General features: G+C 67.2%; 15 protein-coding genes, 2 tRNA genes and 1 pseudogene. 15 read left to right on the top strand and 3 right to left on the bottom strand.

Features of this window, described 5'->3' with window-relative positions:
• Positions 1-56 precede the first annotated feature (56 nt).
• Positions 57-818 (bottom strand): aquaporin Z, encoded by a 762-nt coding sequence (gene aqpZ / locus ACWDTD_RS11740; protein WP_449747282.1) that lies wholly within the window; start codon positions 816-818, stop codon positions 57-59.
• A 268-nt stretch (positions 819-1086) separates the two neighbouring features.
• Between aqpZ and ACWDTD_RS11735 the strand changes: the two genes are divergently transcribed.
• The 14 genes and pseudogenes from ACWDTD_RS11735 to nuoN all read left to right on the top strand — a co-directional run bounded on the left by ACWDTD_RS11735 (position 1087) and on the right by nuoN (position 17359).
• The gene (locus tag ACWDTD_RS11735) at positions 1087-1500 is read left to right on the top strand and encodes a hypothetical protein (RefSeq protein ID WP_449747281.1); all 414 of its coding nucleotides are present in this window, start codon (positions 1087-1089) and stop codon (positions 1498-1500) included.
• 144 nt (positions 1501-1644) lie between these two features.
• Complete coding sequence (locus ACWDTD_RS11730) at positions 1645-2055, top strand: NADH-quinone oxidoreductase subunit A (RefSeq protein ID WP_449747280.1); 411 nt, start codon at positions 1645-1647, stop codon at positions 2053-2055.
• Positions 2056-2109: 54 nt separating this feature from the next.
• A complete protein-coding gene (locus ACWDTD_RS11725; RefSeq protein ID WP_449747279.1) occupies positions 2110-2664 on the top strand; it encodes a NuoB/complex I 20 kDa subunit family protein in 555 nt (184 codons plus the stop codon).
• Positions 2661-3350 carry an NADH-quinone oxidoreductase subunit C gene (locus tag ACWDTD_RS11720; RefSeq protein WP_449747278.1) on the top strand — a complete coding sequence of 230 codons (690 nt, stop codon included), beginning with the start codon at positions 2661-2663 and terminating at the stop codon, positions 3348-3350. The genes ACWDTD_RS11725 and ACWDTD_RS11720 overlap by 4 nt, the downstream gene beginning before the upstream one ends.
• Entirely contained in the window at positions 3350-4714 is a 1365-nt protein-coding gene (gene nuoD, locus ACWDTD_RS11715) for an NADH dehydrogenase (quinone) subunit D (RefSeq protein ID WP_449747277.1), read from the top strand. The genes ACWDTD_RS11720 and nuoD overlap by 1 nt, the downstream gene beginning before the upstream one ends.
• Positions 4711-6752, top strand: a pseudogene (nuoF, locus tag ACWDTD_RS11710) (NADH-quinone oxidoreductase subunit NuoF). Before nuoD ends, nuoF begins: the two are co-directional and overlap by 4 nt.
• Positions 6749-9172 carry an NADH-quinone oxidoreductase subunit G gene (locus tag ACWDTD_RS11705; RefSeq protein WP_449747276.1) on the top strand — a complete coding sequence of 808 codons (2424 nt, stop codon included), beginning with the start codon at positions 6749-6751 and terminating at the stop codon, positions 9170-9172. The pseudogene nuoF and the gene ACWDTD_RS11705 overlap by 4 nt, the downstream one beginning before the upstream one ends.
• The gene (nuoH, locus tag ACWDTD_RS11700; RefSeq protein WP_449747275.1) at positions 9169-10500 is read left to right on the top strand and encodes an NADH-quinone oxidoreductase subunit NuoH; all 1332 of its coding nucleotides are present in this window, start codon (positions 9169-9171) and stop codon (positions 10498-10500) included. Before ACWDTD_RS11705 ends, nuoH begins: the two co-directional genes overlap by 4 nt.
• Positions 10493-11071: an NADH-quinone oxidoreductase subunit NuoI gene (gene nuoI, locus ACWDTD_RS11695; protein WP_449747274.1), complete on the top strand. Its 579-nt coding sequence runs from the start codon at positions 10493-10495 to the stop codon at positions 11069-11071. The genes nuoH and nuoI overlap by 8 nt, the downstream gene beginning before the upstream one ends.
• Positions 11068-11820 carry an NADH-quinone oxidoreductase subunit J gene (locus ACWDTD_RS11690; RefSeq protein ID WP_449747273.1) on the top strand — a complete coding sequence of 251 codons (753 nt, stop codon included), beginning with the start codon at positions 11068-11070 and terminating at the stop codon, positions 11818-11820. The genes nuoI and ACWDTD_RS11690 overlap by 4 nt, the downstream gene beginning before the upstream one ends.
• Positions 11817-12116, top strand: coding sequence for an NADH-quinone oxidoreductase subunit NuoK (gene nuoK / locus ACWDTD_RS11685; protein WP_449747272.1), 300 nt, complete (start codon positions 11817-11819; stop codon positions 12114-12116). Before ACWDTD_RS11690 ends, nuoK begins: the two co-directional genes overlap by 4 nt.
• Before the next feature lie 31 nt (positions 12117-12147).
• The gene (gene nuoL / locus ACWDTD_RS11680) at positions 12148-14046 is read left to right on the top strand and encodes an NADH-quinone oxidoreductase subunit L (protein WP_449747271.1); all 1899 of its coding nucleotides are present in this window, start codon (positions 12148-12150) and stop codon (positions 14044-14046) included.
• Complete coding sequence (locus ACWDTD_RS11675; protein ID WP_449747270.1) at positions 14043-15683, top strand: NADH-quinone oxidoreductase subunit M; 1641 nt, start codon at positions 14043-14045, stop codon at positions 15681-15683. The genes nuoL and ACWDTD_RS11675 overlap by 4 nt, the downstream gene beginning before the upstream one ends.
• Positions 15680-17359, top strand: a complete 1680-nt coding sequence (gene nuoN, locus ACWDTD_RS11670) for an NADH-quinone oxidoreductase subunit NuoN (protein WP_449747269.1) — start codon at positions 15680-15682, stop codon at positions 17357-17359. The genes ACWDTD_RS11675 and nuoN overlap by 4 nt, the downstream gene beginning before the upstream one ends.
• A 264-nt stretch (positions 17360-17623) precedes the next feature.
• Here the strand turns inward: nuoN and ACWDTD_RS11665 are convergent.
• Positions 17624-17699: transfer RNA gene (locus ACWDTD_RS11665), tRNA-Arg, on the bottom strand.
• Positions 17700-17738: 39 nt separating this feature from the next.
• A tRNA-Ser gene (locus ACWDTD_RS11660) sits at positions 17739-17830 on the bottom strand.
• Between the two features lie 162 nt (positions 17831-17992).
• Between ACWDTD_RS11660 and hisC the strand changes: the two genes are divergently transcribed.
• Positions 17993-19057, top strand: a complete 1065-nt coding sequence (gene hisC / locus ACWDTD_RS11655) for a histidinol-phosphate transaminase (protein ID WP_449747268.1) — start codon at positions 17993-17995, stop codon at positions 19055-19057.
• Positions 19058-19484 lie beyond the last annotated feature (427 nt).

Here is a 19484-nt window from a genome sequence, read left to right as displayed (position 1 = left end):
CGGTCACACGCTGGGTGTGACCGGCCGCAGTGGAATCGATCGAGGGTTGTCGGGGGCTACATGGGGTTGGCCGCGGGAGAGAATTTGAACTTGCCCTCCTCGAAGAGCAGCGGGTAGAGCAGCCCACCGATGATTCCGCCGACCAGCGGGGCCACCCAGAACACCCAGAGCTGTCCCGGTGCACCGTTCCCGTTGAAGAACGCGACGCCGGTCGAGCGTGCCGGATTGACCGACGTGTTGGAGATCGGGATCGAGATCAGGTGGATCAGGGTCAGCGTGAGTCCGATGGCCAGCGGGCCCATACCTTTCGGCGCACGGGTGTCGGTGGCACCGAGCACCACGATCAGGAAGAACGCCGTCAACAGGATTTCGGCGACGATCACCGCCGCCAGGGTGTACTTACCGGGACTGTGCTCACCGAATCCGTTGGCGGCCATGTTGCCGACGCGGTTCCAGCCCGGCTTGCCGCTCGCGATACCCCACAGCGCGAGACCCGCGACCAAACCGCCCGCCACCTGCGCGATCCAGTAGCCGGGCAGGTCTTTCCACGGGGTGCGGCCGCCCACGCAGGCGCCAAGGGTGATGGCGGGGTTGAAGTGGCCGCCGGAGATATGGCCTACCGCGTAGGCCATGGTGACAACGGTGAGGCCGAATGCCAGCGCGACGCCGAGATAGCCCACGCCGACCTGCACCTTGGTTCCGACGTCGTCGCCGACCGCCACTTCCTTGGCCGCGTAGATCGCGGTACCGCAGCCACCGAACACGAGCCAGAAGGTGCCGAAGAATTCGGCGCCGAGTTTTGCGAATGGGGAGGGCATAGTAGGCCTTTCTCTCGGTTGTCTCGCTTGGTCGTCTCGCTTGGTCGTCGTCTCGCTTGGTCGTCGTATCGCTTGGTCGTAGTCGCCAATCACGGAGCAGGCGTGTGCAATCTGGTCACTCCTGAAACTTCCGTACCGCCAGTGAAGCACTCCGGGCAGCATTCTTTCCGCCCTCGAATCGCAATGGTGACCTCGACGAGACCCAATGCTGATCCGTGTCGATGATGTGCGCCACGAATCGCGACAGCGTGACGGTAATGTCGTGCGGGTGACCGACCACCGGGTGCCGCGATCGTCGGCAGTACGCGTGCTGGTCTACTCCGACCACGCCGACACCCGCGCGCAAGTGATCGGGGCCATCGGGCGCCGCCCGGACGCGCAGTTGCCGGACGTGAGCTTTGTCGAGGTGGCCACCGCGGCGATGGTGTTCGGTCAGCTCGACGCCGGCGTCATCGACGCGGTGATTCTCGATGGCGAGGCGTCACCGGTGGGCGGCATGGGTGTGGCCAAGCAGATGCGCGACGAGATCGATCCCTGCCCGCCGATCCTGTTGCTGCTCGGGCGAGCCGACGACCGGTGGCTCGCAGACTGGTCACGAGCCGACGCCACCGCGACACTCCCGGTGGACCCGATCGCACTGTCGGCCACCTTCGTCGATCTCATCCGCGGCATCGGGGACTGATCCTGCGGCGGTGCCGACACGTCGGGGAAAACTTGGCGGGGCGCGCTTCGTCGCTTGTAGGGTGTGTGTCATAGCTCACATCAGCCTGGTGAGTGCGGCGGCCGACAGCCAAGGAGGCCACATCACGATGAATGCGCCCCGCTCATGAATGTCTATGTCCCGATCATGGTTCTCGGGGCTCTCGCCATGGCATTCGCGGTGTTCTCGGTCGCGGTCGCGATGCTCGTCGGACCGAAACGCCACAACCGGGCCAAGCTCGAGCCCTACGAATGCGGCATCGAACCGCTCACCGAAACCCACGCGGTCTCGGCCACACGGGGCACACTCTCGACGGCTGCACGCACCGAACGCGTCATCCAGCGAATCCCGGTGAAGTACTACCTCACCGCGATGCTGTTCATCATCTTCGACATCGAGATCGTCTTCCTCTACCCGTGGGCAGTCGCGTTCGACGCCCTCGGCTGGTTCGGCCTCGCGGCCATGGCCCTGTTCATCGTCAACGTATCGGTGGCCTACGCCTACGAGTGGCGACGTGGAGGACTCAGCTGGGAATAGCCCCGGCGCTCGGGGTATGCCCCGAAACCGGAAGTACACGAAGGAGGTTCGAGTATGGGACTCGAAGAGTCACTGCCTTCCGGCTTCCTTCTGAGCACCGTCGAGCAGCTGGCCGGCTTCATGCGCAAGGGTTCCCTCTGGCCGGCAACCTTCGGACTGGCGTGCTGCGCGATCGAGATGATGGCCACCACGTCGGGGCGCTACGACCTCGCCCGTTTCGGCATGGAAGCGTTCCGCGCGTCGCCCCGCCAAGCCGATCTGATGATCGTCGCCGGGCGGGTCAGCCAGAAGATGGCCCCGGTGTTGCGCCAGATCTACGACCAGATGACCGAGCCCAAATGGGTTCTGGCGATGGGGGTTTGCGCGTCGTCAGGCGGCATGTTCAACAACTACGCGATCGTGCAGGGCGTCGATCACGTGGTACCCGTCGACATCTATCTCCCCGGCTGCCCACCCCGCCCGGAGATGCTGTTGCACGCGATTCTCGAACTGCACGAACAGATCGGCAAGATGCCCCTCGGGGTGAATCGTGAGGAGGCCATCTGGGCCGCCGAGCGAGCCGCCCTCGACGCGCGGCCGACGATCGAGATGAAGGGACTCCTGCGGTGAGTCCGCGCGGCGACGCGGAACGGATCGGCGAACGGCGTGGACTGTTCGGCGCGCACGGCAGCGGCGACACCTCCGGTTACGGCGGTCTCGTGCAGGCCATCACTTTGCCGGGCAGTTCATCTCGGCCCTACGGCGGCTATTTCGACGAGGTGGCCGACAATCTCGCCGCGGGTCTGCTCGAACACAATGCGTCCGCGCGTGATCCCTACGGCGACGCGATCGAGAAGGTGGTGATCTTCCGCGACGAGATGACACTGCATGTGCGACGCGACCATCTGCGTGAGGTCGCCTCGGCACTGCGCGATCTGCCGTCGCTGCGTTTCGAATTGTGCTTGGGAGTCAACGGTGTTCACTATCCCGATGACGCCGACCGGCAGTTGCACGCGGTCTATCCGCTGATGTCGATCACGCACAATCGGCGGATTCGCCTCGAAGTGTCCTGTCCCGACCACGATCCGCACATCCCGAGCCTGTGCGACATCTACCCCACCAACGACTGGCACGAACGCGAGACCTACGACTTCTTCGGCATCGTCTTCGACGGACATCGCTCGCTCACCCGCATCCAGATGCCCGACGACTGGCAGGGACACCCGCAGCGCAAGGACTATCCACTCGGCGGTGTTCCGGTGGAGTACAAGGGCGCTCGCGTCGCGCCACCCGACCGCCGGAGGTCCTACACCTGATGACCGCCACCGAGAACCCCGAGCGCCGGGAGCGCAGCGAGCAGGCCCCGTCTCGCTATCCGCCGCCGACCACCTTCACCGTGTCGGGGCAGGACTGGGACGAGATCGTCACCGCCGTGGCCGAGCGGGCCGCGGCACAACCCGGTGACGAGCGCATCGTCGTCAACATGGGACCCCAGCATCCCTCCACCCACGGTGTGCTGCGGCTCATCCTGGAGATCGAGGGCGAGACGGTCACCTCGGCACGGTGCGGAATCGGCTACCTGCACACCGGGATCGAGAAGAACCTGGAGTACCGGAACTGGACACAGGGCGTCACCTTCGTCACCCGCATGGACTACCTGTCGCCGTTCTTCAACGAGACCGCCTACTGCCTCGGGGTGGAGAGGTTGCTCGGCATCACCGACGACGTCCCCGAACGTGCTTCGGTGATCCGGGTGATGATGATGGAACTCAACCGCATCTCCTCGCATCTGGTGGCCCTGGCCACCGGCGGCATGGAACTCGGCGCCGTCACCGCGATGTTCCTCGGCTTCGCCGAACGGGAGATGATCCTCGACCTTTTCGAATACGTCACCGGCCTGCGGATGAACCACGCCTACATCAGGCCCGGGGGTGTGTCACAGGATCTTCCGCCCGACGGCGCCGACCGGGTGGCCGCGGTGCTCGACGCGCTGCCCGAACGCCTCGATCAACTCGAGGACCTGTTGAACGACAACTACATCTGGAAGGCACGCACCCAGGGTGTCGGATTCCTCGACCTCACCGGGTGTATGGCGCTGGGGATCACCGGCCCGGTGCTCCGTTCCACCGGCCTCCCCCACGACCTGCGCAGGTCCCAGCCCTACTGCGGTTACGAGACCTACGAGTTCGACGTGATCACCGACGACGCCTGCGACTCGTACGGTCGGTATCTCATCCGCGTCAAGGAGATGCGCGAGTCGGCGCGTATCGTCGCGCAGTGCCTCGATCGGCTCCGACCCGGGCCGGTGATGGTGTCCGATCGCAAGCTCGCCTGGCCGGCCGACCTGGCGTTGGGACCCGACGGGCTCGGCAACTCGCCCGAGCACATCGCCGCGATCATGGGCACCTCGATGGAGGCGCTCATCCATCATTTCAAGCTGGTGACCGAGGGGATGCGGGTGCCGGCCGGGCAATGCCATGTAGCCGTGGAGTCGCCGCGCGGCGAACTCGGGGTCCACATGGTGAGCGACGGCGGTACCCGGCCCTATCGCGTGCACTACCGCGATCCGTCCTTCACCAATCTGCAGGCCGTGGCCGCGATGTGCGAGGGCGGCATGGTTGCCGACGTGATCACCGCCGTCGCCAGCATCGATCCGGTGATGGGAGGAGTCGACCGATGACCGATCCGGTGTTCGTGAAACTCGGTGCGCCGCCCAGCGACGGCGCGCCGGCAATCCCGCAGGCCCCGCACCCGGAGATCACGTTCGACGGGCCGGCGACCTATCCACGCGACGTCACCGACACCCTGGCGAGGGAGGCCGCGACGATCATCGCCCGCTACCCGCAGGCCCGCTCGGCGCTGCTGCCGCTGCTGCACCTCGTCCAATCCCACGACGGCTACATCACCCGCGCCGGGGTGGGTTTCTGTGCCGCACAACTAAATCTGAGTGCCGCCGAGGTGGCCGCGGTGGCCACCTTCTACTCGATGTACCGCCGCAGCCCCACCGGCGAGTACCTGGTGGGCGTGTGCACCAACACGCTGTGTGCGGTGCTCGGCGGTGACGAGATCCTCGCCGCGCTGCGCGAGCACCTCGGTATCGCACCGGGCGAGACCACCGCCGACGGCCGGATCACACTGGAGCACGTCGAATGCAACGCCGCATGCGACCACGCGCCCGTGGTGATGGTCAACTGGGAGTTCTTCGACGCGCAGACTCCCTCGGGCACAATCGAACTCGTCGAGGATCTGCGCGCCGGGGTCGCCGCGACACCCGACCGAGGGACCGGCCGGGTGTGCTCGTTCCGGCAGACCGCACGCCTGCTGGCCGGGCTGCCCGAACAGGGCCCGCGACCGTGACCGCAATGCTGCCCGGCGACGTGGAGCCGGCCGAGACCCCGGTACTGAGCCGCTACTGGGATGAGCCCGAGTCATGGCGAATCCAGAATTACGAGTCGCACCACGGGTACACCGCGCTGCGCACGGCGCTGCAGCGAGAGCCCGACGACGTGATCGATACCATCAAGGCGTCGGGCCTGCGAGGTCGCGGTGGGGCCGGATTCCCGGTCGGCCTGAAGTGGTCGTTCATCCCGCAACCCGACCGGACCGCTGAGGGCACCGATTCCTCTGTGCCCCCGCACTATCTGGTGGTCAACGCCGACGAGTCCGAACCCGGCACCTGCAAGGACATGCCGCTGATGCTGGCCACCCCGCACGCCCTGATCGAAGGCGCGATCATCGCCGCATACGCCATCCGCGCGCGGCACGCGTTCATCTACGTGCGCGGCGAGGTGGCGTCGGTGATCCGGCGGCTGCGCTCCGCAGTCGACGAGGCTTATGCCGCAGGCTATCTGGGGCGTGACATCCTCGGCTCGGGTGTCGACGTGGAGTTGGTGGTCCACGCCGGTGCAGGCGCCTACATCTGCGGCGAGGAGACCGCGCTCCTCGATTCGCTGGAGGGACGACGCGGACAGCCCCGCCTGCGTCCGCCGTTCCCCGCGGTCGCCGGCCTGTACGCGAGTCCCACGGTGGTCAACAACGTCGAATCCATCGCGAGTGTGCCACCTATCATCCGCAACGGGGTCGACTGGTTCCGGGCGATGGGCACCGAGAAGTCACCCGGTTTCACGCTGTACTCGCTGTCGGGTCACGTGACGCGTCCCGGTCAGTACGAGGCCCCGCTCGGCACCACGCTGGCCGAACTGCTCGACCGCGCCGGCGGCGTGCGGGCCGGGCATCGGCTCAAGTTCTGGACCCCGGGCGGGTCGTCGACACCGATGTTCACCGCCGACCACCTCGATGTGCCACTGGATTACGAGGGCGTCGGCGAGGCGGGATCGATGCTCGGCACCAAGGCGCTGCAGATCTTCGACGACACCACCTGCGTGGTGCGCGCGGTGCTGCGGTGGACCGAGTTCTACGCACACGAGTCGTGCGGCAAGTGCACGCCCTGCCGCGAGGGCACCTACTGGCTGGTCCAGTTGTTGCGCGGCTTCGAGTCCGGCGCCGCCGACGCCGCCGACCTCGACACGCTGGCCGACGTCACCAACAGCATCGTCGGCAAATCGTTCTGCGCCCTCGGTGACGGTGCGGGCAGCCCGATCGTGTCCTCGCTCAAATACTTCCGTGACGAATACCTCGCCCACCTGAACGGCGGATGCCCCTTCGATCCGCACGCCTCGACCGTGTACGCGGCCTTTGCTCCGCGGGAGGGGCGATGACCGCCGTCGACGACGCCGACACGGCGGCACCGGAGATGGTGTCGGCGACGATCGACGGGCTCGAGGTGTCGGTGCCGCTGGGCACCTTGCTGATCCGCGCCGCGGAATCCCTCGGCATCTCCATCCCGCGGTTCTGCGACCACCCGCTGCTCGATCCGGTGGGTGCGTGCCGGCAGTGCCTCGTAGAGGTGGAGGGCCAACGTAAACCGCTCGCGTCGTGTACCACGGTGGTGACCGACGGCATGGTGGCCCACACCCAGCGCAGTTCGGAGATCGCCGAGAAGGCACAGCGCGGTGTGATGGAACTGCTGTTGATCAATCACCCGCTCGACTGCCCGGTGTGCGACAAGGGCGGTGAGTGTCCGCTACAGAATCAGGCCATGTCGGCCGGCCGCGGCGAGTCGCGGTTCACCGGGGTCAAGCGGACCTTCACCAAGCCGGTGCCGCTGTCGTCGGAGGTGTTGCTCGACCGCGAGCGCTGCGTGCTGTGCGCCCGGTGCACCCGATTCGCCGACCAGGTAGCCGGCGATCCGCTGATCAGCCTGCAGGATCGCGGTGCGCTGCAACAGGTGTCGATCTACGCCGACGAGCCGTTCGAATCGTACTTCTCCGGCAACACGGTGCAGATCTGCCCGGTGGGCGCGCTGACCGGCACCGCCTACCGGTTCCGCGCCCGCCCGTTCGACCTCGTGTCGACACCGAGCGTGTGCGAGCACTGCGCCGGCGGCTGCGCGCAGCGCACCGATCATCGTCGGGGCACAGTTCTCCGCCGATTGGCCGGCGACGACCCTGAGGTCAACGCGGAGTGGAACTGTGACAAGGGCCGTTGGGCTTTCGCATACACCGCCGCACCCGACCGGCTGACCGCGCCGATGGTGCGCGGCGCCGACGGGCAGCTGACGGAGGTGTCGTGGGCGCACGCCCTGCGGGCTGCGGCAAGCGGCTTGGCTGCCCACCGCGGGCGCACCGGCGTGCTGACCGGGGGCCGACTCCCCGCGGAGGACGCCTACGCGTATTCGCGGTTCGCTCGAACAGTACTGGGAACCAACGACATCGACTTCCGCAGTCGAGCCCACAGCGCCGAAGAGGCCGCCTTCCTGGCACGGCATGTGGCGGCGCGCGACGACGACGTCACCTACCGCGAACTGGTGGCGGCACCCGCAGTGTTGTTGGTGGCCTTCGAACCCGAGGAGGAGTCGCCGATGGTGTTCCTCCGGATGCGCCGCGCGGTGCGCACCGCACGGCAGCGGGTCACCAGCATCGCACCGTGGCGCAGTCCTGGTGTCGCCAAACTCGACGGCAGGCTGCTGCCAACCGTGCCGGGTGATGAAGCGGCAGTGCTGGATTCGGCCGAGGCGGCGGCTGCTGTCGACCCGCCGGGGTCGGTCATCATCGTCGGCGAACGCCTGGCCACCGTGCCCGGCGGGCTCGATGCCGCCGTCGGGCTCGCGGCGCGTACGGGTGCGCGCTTGGCCTGGATTCCGCGGCGCGCCGGGGAACGCGGCGCGCTCGAGGTCGGAGCGGCGCCGGATCTGCTTCCGGGTGGGCGCCCGGTGAGCGACGACCGCGCCCGCGCACAGCTGGCAGCCGCGTGGGATGCGGCGCACCTGCCCACCGACCCGGGTCGCGACACCGCAGCCATTCTCGACGCCGCCCGTTCCGGAGAGCTCGGTGCGCTGCTGGTGGCCGGGGTGGAGCCCGCCGACCTGCCCGACCCTGCCGCCGCACTCGAATCCCTGTGCGCCACGGGGTTCCTGGTGAGCCTGGAGATCCGGCGCAGCGAGGTCACCGACCACGCCGACGTGGTACTGCCGGTGGCAGCGGTGGCCGAACGTGCGGGTACCTTCGTCGACTGGGAGGGCCGGGCGCGGCCATTCGCGGCCGCGCTGACCGAGCACGGCACGGTGCCCGAACACCGGGTGCTCCACGCACTGGCACACCAGCTCGGGGTGGATCTGCGATGCGACGACGTGGCCACGATCCGCGCCGACATCGACCGCATCGGCGTATGGGACGGCGCACGTGGCACCTCGGGCGAGCACCGTCGTCCGGCCGCGACGCCGGAGTCACGCTCGCCGGGACTCGCGAGGTTGGCGGGGTGGCGGATGCTGCTCGACGCCGGCCGCCTGCAGGACGGCGAACCCCACCTTGCGGGCACCGCCCGGACACCGGTGCTGCGGTTGTCGGCCGCCACCGCCACGTCGATCGGTGCGATCGACGGGTCGACGGTCCGGGTGAGTACCGACCGCGGACATCTCGACCTACCGCTGACGATCACCGAGATGCCCGACGACGTGGTGTGGGTGCCGATGAATTCACCTGGCGCATCGGTCAACACACGGCTGGCCGCCGGTCCGGGTGACGTGGTGGCGATCGCTCTTGCGGAGACGGCACGGCGAGCGCCGGAGGCGACCCGATGAGCGCGGTATCACTGGCCGCCGGGGCGGCCCCCGACAACTACCCGACACTCGCCGACTTCGGTCACGATCCGTTCTGGCTGGTGCTCGTCAAGGCGGTCGCCGTCTTCGGCTTCCTGGTGGCCAATCCGTTGGTGGCCATTCTGGCCGAACGAAAGATCATGGCCCGCATGCAAACCCGCATCGGACCGAACCGGGTGGGTCCACACGGGATGCTGCAGAGCCTGGCCGATGGCGTGAAACTGGCACTCAAGGAAGGCATCGTCCCGGTCAGCGTCGACAAGCTGATCTATCTGGCCGCTCCCGTCATCGCGGTGGTGCCCGCGATCATGGCGTTCGCGGTGATCCCTTTCGGTCCGATGGTGTCGGTCTTCGGACATCGAACTCCGCTGCAGCTCACCGACCTTCCCGTCGGCGTGCTCTACGTGCTGGCGGTCACCTCGGTCGGTGTGTACGGCATCGTGCTCGCCGGCTGGTCGTCGGGTTCGACGTACCCACTGCTGGGCGGTCTGCGGTCGACCGCACAGGTGATCTCCTACGAGATCGCGATGGGCCTGACCTTCGCAGCGGTGTTCCTCAACGCCGCGACGATGTCGACGTCGGAGATCGTCGCCGCCCAGCACCGCCATTGGTATGTGCTGCTGTTGCTGCCGTCGTTCGTCATCTACGCGGTGTCGATGGTCGGCGAGACCAACCGCGCGCCTTTCGATCTGCCGGAGGCCGAGGGCGAACTGGTCGGCGGCTTCCACACCGAGTACTCGTCGTTGAAGTTCGCGATGTTCATGCTCGCCGAGTACATCAACATGGTCACGGTGTCGGCGCTGGCCACCACCTTGTTCCTCGGCGGGTGGCAGGCCCCCTGGCCGGTGACGTTGTGGTCGGGTGCGAACTCCGGGTGGTGGCCCGTGCTGTGGTTCACGCTCAAGGTGTGGGTGTTCCTGTTCGTGTTCATCTGGTTGCGCACCAGCCTGCCCCGGCTGCGTTACGACCAGTTCATGAATCTCGGCTGGAAAGTGCTCATCCCGATCTCCCTGGCGTGGGTGATGGTGGTCGCGCTGATCCGGATGGTGATGGATGCCGACGACCTCGCGCGGTCGCTGGTGTCGGCGGCGGCGGGACTCGTCTTCACCGCACTCATCGCCTTCACCGTGTGGCGGCTGATGCGTCCGCCTCCGGTGCCCGCGCCGCCGTCGGTGCCCGTTGCCTTCGACCCGATGGCAGGTGGCTTCCCGGTCCCTCCCCTGCCCGGTCAGCAGTTGCCCGGACGCCCGACCGGCAACTCGTCCGTTCCGCCCGCCTCCGATACGGCAAAGGAGACCACCGATGCCTGAACTCCGAAAGAATCTCGGCGCCAAGCCGCTGCGCGGCCTCAAGGTGACGTTCGCGGGCATGTTCGCGCCGACGATCACCGAGTCGTATCCCGAGCAGAAGGTGCCCACCGCGCCGCGCTATCACGGTCGGCACCAACTCAACCGCCATCCCGACGGGTTGGAGAAGTGCATCGGTTGCGAGCTGTGCGCCTGGGCGTGCCCGGCGGACGCCATCTACGTCGAGGGCGCCGACAACACCGACGAGCAGCGGTACTCCCCGGGGGAACGGTACGGTCGCGTGTACCAGATCAACTACCTGCGATGCATCGGGTGCGGACTGTGCATCGAGGCCTGTCCCACCCGGGCGTTGACGATGACCAACGAGTACGAACTCGCCGGCGAGCGCCGCGCCGACCTGATCTACGAGAAGGACCAGCTTCTCGCACCGCTCGACGACGGGGTCACCCCGGCGCCGCACGAGATGGCTCCCGGCTCCACCGAGGAGAACTACTACCGCGGGGAGATCACCTCCGACGGCCACGTCACCGCCCGCGCGAACACCAGCGGGTCCGCGGTGGAGCCGGACTCATGAGCACCGTCCTTACCGCGGCGGAACTCACCCGCACCTCCACCGGTGAGGCAGTGCAGTTCTGGGTGCTCGGTGCGGTGGCCGTGCTCGGCGCCCTCGGTGTCGTCTTCGCCACCAAGGCCGTCTACTCGGCGATCTTCCTGGCCACCACCATGATCGTGCTGGCCGTCTTCTATGTCGCGCAGGGCGCCCTGTTCCTCGGTGTGGTGCAGGTGGTGGTGTACACGGGGGCGGTGATGATGCTGTTCCTGTTCGTGCTGATGTTCATCGGCGTCGACTCGTCGGATTCACTGGTGGAAACACTACGGGGACAGCGTATTGCGGCCGCGGTGCTCGGCCTCGGGTTCGGTGTGCTGCTCATCGCCGCGATCGCCAATGCGTCGCTCGCGGTGTTCGCCGGTGCCCCGAGTGCCGGTGGTGGCAACGCCGACATCGCCGCGCTCGCCGAACTGATCTTCGTGCGCTACCTGTGGGCGTTCGAACTCACCGGCGCACTACTCATCGCCGCCACCCTCGGCGCCATGGTGCTCACCCACCGGGAACGGTTCGGGCCACGGCGAACTCAGCGTGAGCTGTCGCAGGAGCGTTTCCGCACCGGCGTCGATATGACCCCGCTGCCCAACCCGGGTGTGTTCGCCCGGCACAACGCCGTCGACGTTCCGGCCCTGCTGCCCGACGGCACGCCGTCGGACGCGTCGGTGAGCCCGATACTGCGGACCCGGGCGTCGTCGGGACCGGAGGGATCGCGATGAACCCGGAGAACTACCTGTATCTGTCGGCCCTGCTGTTCGCGATCGGCGCGTCGGGAGTGCTGTTGCGGCGCAACGCCATCGTCGTGTTCATGTGTGTGGAGCTGATGCTCAACGCCGCGAACCTCTCATTCGTGACCTTTGCCCGCATGCACGGTTCGTTCGACGGGCAGGTGATCGCCTTCTTCACCATGGTGGTCGCCGCGGCCGAGGTCGTCGTGGGCCTCGCGATCATCATGACCATCTTCCGGGCGCGGCGTTCGGCCTCGGTCGACGACGCGGATCTGCTGCGACGCTGAGGTCGCCGGGCATACGAGGTGAGGAGGGCCGATGGGCACCGATTGGTCGGCGGATCTGTTGTGGCTGTTGCCGTTCCTGCCGTTGGCGGGAGCGGCGATCCTCCTGATCCTCGCGCGCCGCACCGACCGGTGGGGTCATGTGCTCGCCTGCGCGATGGCACTGGGAGCCTTCGCTCTCGGACTCGCCATGTTCGTCGGAATGCTCGGCCGCGACGTCGGCGACCGAGCGGTACACCAGTCGCTGTTCTCCTGGGTGCCCGTCGGATCGCTGCAGGTGGACTTCGGACTTCGGCTCGACCAGTTGTCGATGGTGTTCGTGTTGCTGATCACCGGGGTCGGATCACTGATCCACATCTATTCGGTGGCGTACATGGCCGACGACCCGGATCGTCGGCGATTCTTCGCCTATCTGAATCTCTTTCTGGCCGCGATGCTGGTGCTGGTGCTCGCCGACAACTATCTGGTGCTCTATCTGGGCTGGGAGGGCGTGGGTCTCGCGTCGTATCTGCTGATCGGTTTCTGGCAGTACAAGCCCGCGGCCGCGACCGCCGCGAAGAAGGCCTTCGTGATCAACCGTGTCGGCGACATCGGGTTGGCCATCGCACTGATGATCATGCTCGCGACCTTCGGGGCCGTCTCCTTCGAGGCGGTGTTCGGCGCCGCCGGCCGCGCCGGTGAAAGCGTGCTCACCGCACTGGGATTCATGCTGCTGCTGGCGGCATGCGGCAAATCGGCGCAGGTCCCGCTGCAAGCCTGGCTCGGCGACGCCATGGAGGGCCCGACGCCGGTGTCGGCGCTGATTCACGCCGCCACGATGGTCACCGCGGGCGTCTACCTGATCGCCCGGTCGGGGCCGATCTTCGACCTCGCACCCCACGCCAGGGCCGCGGTGACCGTGGTGGGTGCGGTCACCCTGCTGTTCGGTGCGATCATCGGCTGCGCCAAGGACGACATCAAGAAGGCGCTGGCCGCGTCCACCATGAGCCAGATCGGGTACATGGTGCTCGCCACCGGACTAGGCCCCGCCGGCTACGCGCTGGCGATCATGCACCTGCTCACGCACGGCTTCTTCAAGGCCGGACTCTTCCTGGGCGCCGGGTCGGTGATGCACGGCATGAACGACGAGACCGACATGCGCCGCTTCGGCGGACTGCGGAGCGTCATGCCGATCACGTTCGTCACCTTCGGATTCGGGTATCTGGCGATCATCGGAGTCCCCCCGTTCTCCGGGTTCTTCTCCAAGGACCCGATCATCGAGGCCGCCTTCGCCTCCGGCGGTGTGGGTGCGTGGTTCCTCGGCGGTGCCGCACTACTCGGTGCTGGCATCACCGCGTTCTACATGACGCGGGTGATGCTGCTGACGTTCTTCGGTGACCGTCGATGGCGGTCCGACGCCCATCCGCACGAGTCGCCCGGGTTGATGGTGTGGCCGATGATCATCCTGGCGATCGGCTCACTGGCCGCGGGCGCCGCGTTCGCGTGGGGTGACAGTCTGGTCGACTGGCTCGAACCCGTTGTGGGACACACCCATCACGAACTGGCGGTACCCACCTGGGTGGTCACCGTGACGATCCTCGCGGTGGTCGCGATCGGGGTGGCCGTCGCGTGGCGGCAGTACGGGGCGGCACCGGTGCCCGCGCAGGCACCCGATGACGTGACGGCGCTGACCGTGGCAGCACGCCGCGACCTGTACGGGGACGCGTTCAACGAGGACGTGCTGATGCGGCCCGGCCGGCGGGCGACCCGCGCGCTCGTCGCCGTGGAGAACGACGGCGTCGACGGTGTGACCACCGGTGTCGGCGCGGCGATCACCGCACTGTCGCAACGATTACGTAACTGGCAGAACGGCGTTGTCCGTTCCTACGCGTTGTCGGTGTTCGCCGGGGCCACGGTGATCCTCGCGACCCTGATGGTGGTGGCGGTGCGATGAGCGTCCCGTGGCTGACCATTCTGTGGGTGTTGCCCACCGCCGGCGCCGTCGCGGTGCTCGCCGTTCCCAACACCCGGCCCGACGTCGCGAAGTGGCTGGGACTGAGCGTCTCGGTGGCCGCGCTGGTGCTGTCGCTCGGCCTGGCCGCGGGGTTCGACACGGGCGGTGCGCGGTATCAGTTCGTCGAGGACCACCCCTGGATTCCGTCGCTGGGCACGGGCTACACGCTGGGACTCGACGGCATCGGCCTGGTGTTGGTGGTCCTGACCACGGTACTGCTGCCACTGCTGATCGTCGCGGGGTGGCGCGACGCCGATCATTCGGGCTCACTGGATCATTCGGCCGGTCGGCGTCAGAAGGGCCCGCATACCTACATCGCGTTGATGCTCGCGGTGGAGGCGATGGTGCTGATGAGTTTCGTCGCCCTCGACATCCTGCTGTTCTACATCTTCTTCGAGGCGATGCTGATCCCCATGTACTTCCTGATCGGGGGATTCGGTACCGGCGCCACCGGTGTCACGCGGTCGCGGGCGGCGGTGAAGTTCCTGCTGTACAACTTGTTCGGCGGTCTGATCATGCTGGCCGCGGTGATCGGGTTGTACGTCGTGACGGCGCGGTCGGATCTCGGCGGCGGAACCTTCGATCTGCGGGTGGTGGTCGACGCGGCCGCCTCGGGGCGGTTGAACGCGAGTTCCGGCCTGCTCGCGATCCTGTTCCTCGGCTTCATGTTCGCGTTTGCGGTGAAAGCCCCACTGTGGCCGTTCCATTCGTGGCTGCCCGACGCGGCCGTGGTCGCCACCCCCGCCGGTGCGGTGCTGATGATGGCGGTGGTCGACAAGGTGGGCACCTTCGCGATGCTGCGGTACTGCCTACAGATCTTTCCCGATGCGTCGCGCTATTTCGCACCCCTCATCGCGGCGCTCGCGGTGATCGGCATCGTGTACGGAGCCGTACTCGCGATCGGCCAGTCCGATGTGATGCGGCTGATCGCCTACACGTCGATATCCCACTTCGGGTTCATCATTCTCGGCATCTTCGCGCTCACCACACAGGGCCAGTCCGGGTCGACGCTGTACATGGTGAACCACGGATTGTCGACGGCGGCACTGTTTCTCATCGCCGGATTCCTGGTGTCGCGGCGTGGTAGCCGGCTCATCGCCGATTACGGCGGGGTGCAGCAGGTGGCGCCGGTACTGTCGGGCACCTTCTTGATCGCCGGCCTGGCCACCCTCTCGCTGCCCGGTCTGGCTCCCTTCATCAGCGAGTTCCTCGTCCTCGTCGGCACATTCACGCGGTATCCGGTGGCCGCCGTCGTGGCGTCGAGTGCTCTGGTGCTGTCGGCGATCTACATTCTGTGGACCTACCAACGAATAATGGGCGGACCAGTCCGCGGAATGATGGGCGGACCGGTGCGCGCCGTCGAGGGGCCCGGGGCAGCCACCCGGAAAGTCCGCGACCTGCACGGCCGCGAGGTTGTGGTGGTGGCGCCGCTGCTCGCTCTGCTGCTGGTGTTCGGCATCTACCCCAAGCCTCTGCTCGACCGCATCGATCCCGCGGTCGAACACACGATGACGACCATTCATCAGACCGATCCGGCGCCTGCTGTACCGGCGGCCGGGCAGGGAGGGCACAAGTGAGAACCGAGGTCCTGGCGGCGATCTCATCACCCAGCATTGCCTACGGTGTGCTCTCGCCGATGCTGATCGTCTTCGGGTGCGCGGTGCTCGGCGTGCTGGTGGAGGCGTTTGTGCCGCGCGGTCGGCGCTACGTGAGTCAGCTCGTGCTGTCGCTGGGCGGCCTGGTGGCCGCGTTCGCGGCGCTGGTGGTGGTGACGGTGGCCCACACACGCGATGGCGGGCTGGGTGAGACGGTGATGTCGGGGGCGGTGGTGATGGACCGGCCCGCGCTGTTCCTGCAGGGACTGATCCTGCTGATCGCGGTTCCCTCGGTGGCGTTCATGGGTGAGAGACGGCTCGAACGGGTGGTGCCCCCCACGTCGGCTTCGCCGCGGCGGTTCAGCGACGGGCCGGGCGCCGCCGCCGCGACCGCCCTCGGCTCGGTGCGCGCGGACATGTTCACGCCGTCCGGGGCGGCGGTACCCAACACCGACGCCGAGTTCGAGGTCACCCGGGCGGGTGCGGTGACCACGGCGGTGTTCCCGCTGACGCTGCTGGCGGTCGGCGGCATGATGCTGTTCGGTGCGTGCGGTGATCTGTTGACGATGTTCGTCGCCCTCGAAGTGTTCTCGCTGCCGCTGTATCTGCTGTGCGGGCTGGCGCGGCGGCGTCGGCTGATCTCGCAGGAGGCCTCCCTCAAGTACTTCCTGCTGGGAGCGTTCTCCTCGGGCTTCTTCCTGTTCGGGGCGTCCTTTGCGTACGGGGCCACCGGATCGCTGCGGCTGTCGGAGATCGGGCGCGCCCTCGCCGCTCCCTGCGCCGACACCACCCTGGGAGTGGTGTCGCTCGGGTTGCTGGCGGTGGGGCTGCTGTTCAAGGTCGGGGCGGTGCCGTTTCACTCGTGGATTCCCGACGTGTACCAGGGGGCACCCACCCCGGTGACCGCGTTCATGGCGGCCGCCACCAAGGTCGCCGCGTTCGGCGCGCTGTTGCGCGTGTTCTACGTCGGCTTCGGCGCGCTGCAGTCGGACTGGGAGCCGGTGCTGTGGGTGGTGGCGAGCCTGACGATGGTGGTCGGCGCGTTGCTGGCGGTCACCCAGAGCGACATCAAACGGATGCTCGCCTACTCGTCGATCACGCACGCTGGATTCATCCTGCTCGGCGTGATCGCCTTCGACACCGCCGGCCTGGCCGCGACCCTCTTCTACCTCGCGGCGTACGCCTTCTCGACCTTCGGTGCCTTCGCGACGGTGGCCGTGGTGCGTGAACCAGATCGGCCGTCGGGTCCGCATCTGTCGGGCCGGGAGGCCACCGACATCACGCAGTGGGCCGGGCTGGGCAAACGGTATCCGCTCGTGGGTGCGATGTTCTCGATGTTCTTGCTCGCCTTCGCCGGTATCCCGCTGACCAGCGGGTTCATCGCCAAGTTCGATGTCTTCGCCGCGGCAGCCGGTGGCGGCGCCGGGGTGTTGGTGGTGATCGGCGTGCTGAGCAGCGCGATCGCCGCCTACTTCTACGTGCGGATCATCGTCGCGATGTTCTTCGCCGACGTACCCGTCGACGCGCCGCACGTGGTGACCCCGAGCGCGCTGACCACCTCGTCGATCGCGGTGTGCACCCTGGTGACCATCGTGCTCGGCATCTTCCCGCAGCCGCTGCTGGACCTGACCGAACACGCCGCCCGCTTCCTCGGTTGAGCGTGCCCACAATCCCGTCGAGCGTGCCCACAATCCCGTCGACCGTGCCCACAATCCCGTCGACCGTGCCCAGATCTCTGTCGACCGTGCCCAGATCTCTGTCGACCGTGCCCACAATCCCGTCGAGCGTGCCCAACCGCCAGTCGACCGTGCCCATAGCCCTCGGTCGCGACGCTGCGCGACTCCTGCGTGATCACCACCGACGACCAGCGGTACGGGACTGGCCGAAATAAAGAACCCGAACACTGTGTGTCCGGGTTCTCATGGTGCGCCCGTAGGGATTCGAACCCCAAACCTTCTGATCCGTAGTCAGATGCTCTATCCGTTGAGCTACGGGCGCGTAGCGTTGTTCAGTTGTCCGCGCTCAGCGTGACCGCGGTGGCGGAGGCGAGAGGATTTGAACCTCCGGTCCCGTTTTAGCGAGACAACTCATTAGCAGTGAGTCCCATTCGGCCGCTCTGGCACGCCTCCTTGGCGGAGTCCTTTCGAACTGCCGAAGCGTTAGGTTACACACCGTCGGCGGCCCGAAGCAAACCGCCTTGTCGCGCGCTCCCGATGCCCGGCCGACCCGGTGAGCCGCCCCCTCACCGGATCACTTTTGAGCCTCTGCGCGCGCACGCCTACATTTGACGGGTGAGCCTGCGCATCCGTCCCGACCTCGACGACCTGCCCGCCTACGTGCCCGGCAAGACGTTTCCCGGTGCGATCAAGCTGGCCAGTAACGAAGTCACCTTCGGCCCGCTGCCCAGCGTGCGTGCCGCGATCGCCGACGCGGCAGCCGACGTCAACCGCTACCCCGACAACGGGATGGTCGAGCTCACCGCCGCGCTGGCCAAGCACCTCGGGGTCACCGAAGCCGAAGTGCAGGTGGGATGCGGTTCGGTGAGCTTGTGTCAGAACCTGATCATGATCACCAGCGGCCCCGGCGACGAAGTGCTGTTCGGGTGGCGCTCCTTCGAAACCTATCCGTTGGCAACGCGGTTGGTGGGTGCCACACCCGTCCAGGTTCCGCTCACCGGCGACCTCACCTACGACCTCGCCGCGATGGCCGACGCGATCACCGAGCACACCCGACTGATCTTCGTCTGCAACCCCAACAACCCCACCGGCACCGTCGTGGACGCCGACGATTTGCGCGCTTTCCTGCAACGCGTGCCCGACGACATCGTCGTCGCCCTCGATGAGGCGTATTACGAGTACATGCGGCCCACGTCGTCGCAACGCTATGACGCGATTCAGCTGCGTGTGGAGTTTCCGAATCTCGTTGTCCTGCGCACCTTTTCCAAGGCGTATGGACTGGCCGGGCTCCGCGTGGGATATGCGGTCGCCGATCCCGCGGTCATCGTCGCGCTCGGCAAAGCGCATGTGCCGTTCTCGGTGAACTCGGTGGCTCAGGCCGCCGCGGTGGCCTGCCTGCGGGCCGGCGACGAACTGCTGACCCGTACCGAGGACGTGGTTTCCGAGCGCACCCGGGTCACCGAGCGACTGCGCGCCGCGGGCTACCGGGTGCCCGACTCGCAGGCCAACTTCGTGTGGATCGACCTTGGCGAGAAGACACTCGATTTCGCGGCCGCGTCGATCGAAGCGGGTGTGGTCATCCGCCCCTTCGCCGGCGACGGTGTGCGCGTGACCGTGACCGACATCGGCGAGAACGACGTGTTCCTGGCCTTCGCCGAGGACTGGGCCTCGCGGCACTAAGCAAGCATGCCCAACCCCACCGCCCGCTGGTTGAGCTTGTCGAAACCACCGCCCGCAGGTTGAGCCTGACGAAACCACCGACCGCTGGTTGAGCTCGTCGAAACCACCGCCCGCCGGTTGAGCCTGTCGAAACCACCACCCGCCGGTTGAGCCTGTCGAAACCACCGCCCGCCGGTTGAGCTTGTCGAAACCATCGACCCGGGCACACCGCCCGCTGGTTGAGCCTGTCGAAACCACCGATCCGGGCACGCTCAACGCGGATCCGGGCACGCTCGACTCCTCCGCCCGCTGGTTGAGCTTGTCGAAACCACCGACCCGGGCACGCTCGACTCCTCCGCCCGCTGGTTGAGCTTGTCGAAACCACCGATCCGGGCACGCTCGACAGAGATCCGGGCACGCTCGACGCGGATGTGGGCACGCTCAACGC

This window comes from Gordonia sp. NPDC003425 (genome assembly GCF_053588635.1).
The sequence above is the reverse complement of the archived record's forward strand: the minus strand, read 5'-3'. Positions and strand labels throughout refer to the sequence as shown.